The sequence below is a fragment of the Novosphingobium sp. CF614 genome (genome assembly GCF_900113255.1).
Lineage (GTDB): Bacteria > Pseudomonadota > Alphaproteobacteria > Sphingomonadales > Sphingomonadaceae > Novosphingobium.
The window spans coordinates 1-1,903 of record NZ_FOOR01000057.1; the positions used below are offsets into that span (position 1 = coordinate 1).

Below are 1,903 nucleotides of genomic sequence, written 5' to 3' on the forward strand. Positions count from 1 at the left end.
TGGGCGGAGAAAGCGCTGATTGACGAAGCGCGCTACGAAGAGATGTACGCGCGTTCGCTTGGGGATCCGGAAGGTTTCTGGCGCGATGAAGCGCGGCGGATCGATTGGATCAAGCCGTTCGGCGTGGTCAAGCGGACCAGCTATCATGAGGCGGACTTCGGCATTTCGTGGTTCGCGGACGGCACGCTCAACCTTTCGGCGAACTGCCTCGACCGGCACCTGGAGGCGCGGGGGGATGCCACCGCGATCCTGTGGGAGCCGGATGATCCGGCCAGTCCGGAGCGCCGCGTCACGTACCGCCAGCTGCACGCGGCGGTGTGCCGCTTCGCCAACCTGCTCAAGGCGCGCGGGGTGAAGCGCGGCGAGCGCGTGACGATCTACCTGCCGATGGTGCCCGAGGCGGCGGTGGCGATGCTGGCCTGCGCGCGGATCGGCGCGGTTCACTCGATCGTCTTCGCCGGCTTCTCGCCCGATGCGCTGGCGGGCCGGATCACCGACTGCGACAGCCGGGTCGTGCTCACTGCCGACGAGGGGCTGCGCGGCGGCAAGAAGGTTCCGCTCAAGGCCAATGTCGACGAGGCGCTGGCGCAGTGCCCCGGGGTCGATACCGTCATCGTGCTCGCGCATACCGGGGCCGGGGTGCCGATGGTGGAGGGACGCGACGTGGACTGGGCCAGCGCCGCGGCCGGCCAGCCGGCGGAGTGCGCGCCCGAGGAAATGAGCGCGGAGGACCCATTGTTCATCCTCTACACTTCGGGTTCCACCGGCAAGCCCAAGGGCGTGCTGCATACAACCGGAGGCTATTCGGTCTGGGTCTCGATGACGCACGAGTACGTCTTCGATTACCGTCCGGGGCAGATTTACTGGTGCGCGGCGGACATCGGCTGGGTCACCGGGCATTCCTATGTGGTCTACGGCCCGCTGCTGAACGGGGCGACCACGGTGATGTTCGAGGGGGTTCCCAATTTCCCCGATCCGAGTCGCTTCTGGCAGGTGGTCGACAAGTTCGGGGTGGAGATCTTCTACGGCGCGCCGACCGCGCTGCGCGCGCTGATGCGCGAGGGTGACGAGTGGGTGAAGAAGACCTCGCGGCAGAGCCTGCGGCTGCTGGGCTCGGTGGGCGAGCCGATCAATCCCGAGGCCTGGTCGTGGTATCACGAGGTGGTGGGCGAGGGGCGCTGCCCGATCGTCGACACCTGGTGGCAGACCGAGACCGGGGGCGCGATGATTACGCCGCTGCCCGGCGCCACCGCGCTCAAGCCGGGTTCGGCGAGCAAGCCGATGTTCGGGGTGCGGCCGATGCTGCTCGACAATGACGGTGCGGTGCTGGAAGGCGCGGCGGACGGGTGCCTGGTGATCGCCGATTCCTGGCCCGGGCAGATGCGCACGGTGTGGGGCGATCACGAGCGGTTCTTCCAGACCTACTTCACCACATTCAAGGGCTACTACTTCACCGGGGACGGGTGCCGGCGCGACGAGGACGGCTATTACTGGATCACCGGGCGGATCGACGACGTGATCAACGTCTCGGGCCACCGCATGGGCACGGCGGAGATCGAATCGGCGCTGGTCGCCCACGCCAAGGTCGCCGAAGCCGCGGTGGTGGGCATGCCGCACGAGATCAAGGGGCAGGGCATCTATGCCTTCGTGACGACCAACGCCGATGTCGAGCCCGACGAGGCGCTGCGCAAGGAACTGATCCAGTGGGTCCGCCACGAGATCGGCCCGATCGCCACCCCCGACGTCATCCAGTTCGCCCCCGGCCTGCCCAAGACCCGCTCCGGCAAGATCATGCGCCGCATCCTGCGCAAGATCGGCGAAAACGACACCGCCAACCTCGGCGACACCTCCACCCTCGCCGACCCCTCCGTCGTCAACCACCTCCTCCATAACAGGCCGCAGC

Annotated in this window: 1 protein-coding gene; it reads left to right on the plus strand. The window is 67.6% G+C overall.

What is annotated here, in order from left to right:
* On the plus strand, positions 1 to 1,903 hold a 1,903-nt coding region (gene acs / locus BM052_RS19240; protein ID WP_255406274.1), incomplete at both ends, for an acetate--CoA ligase.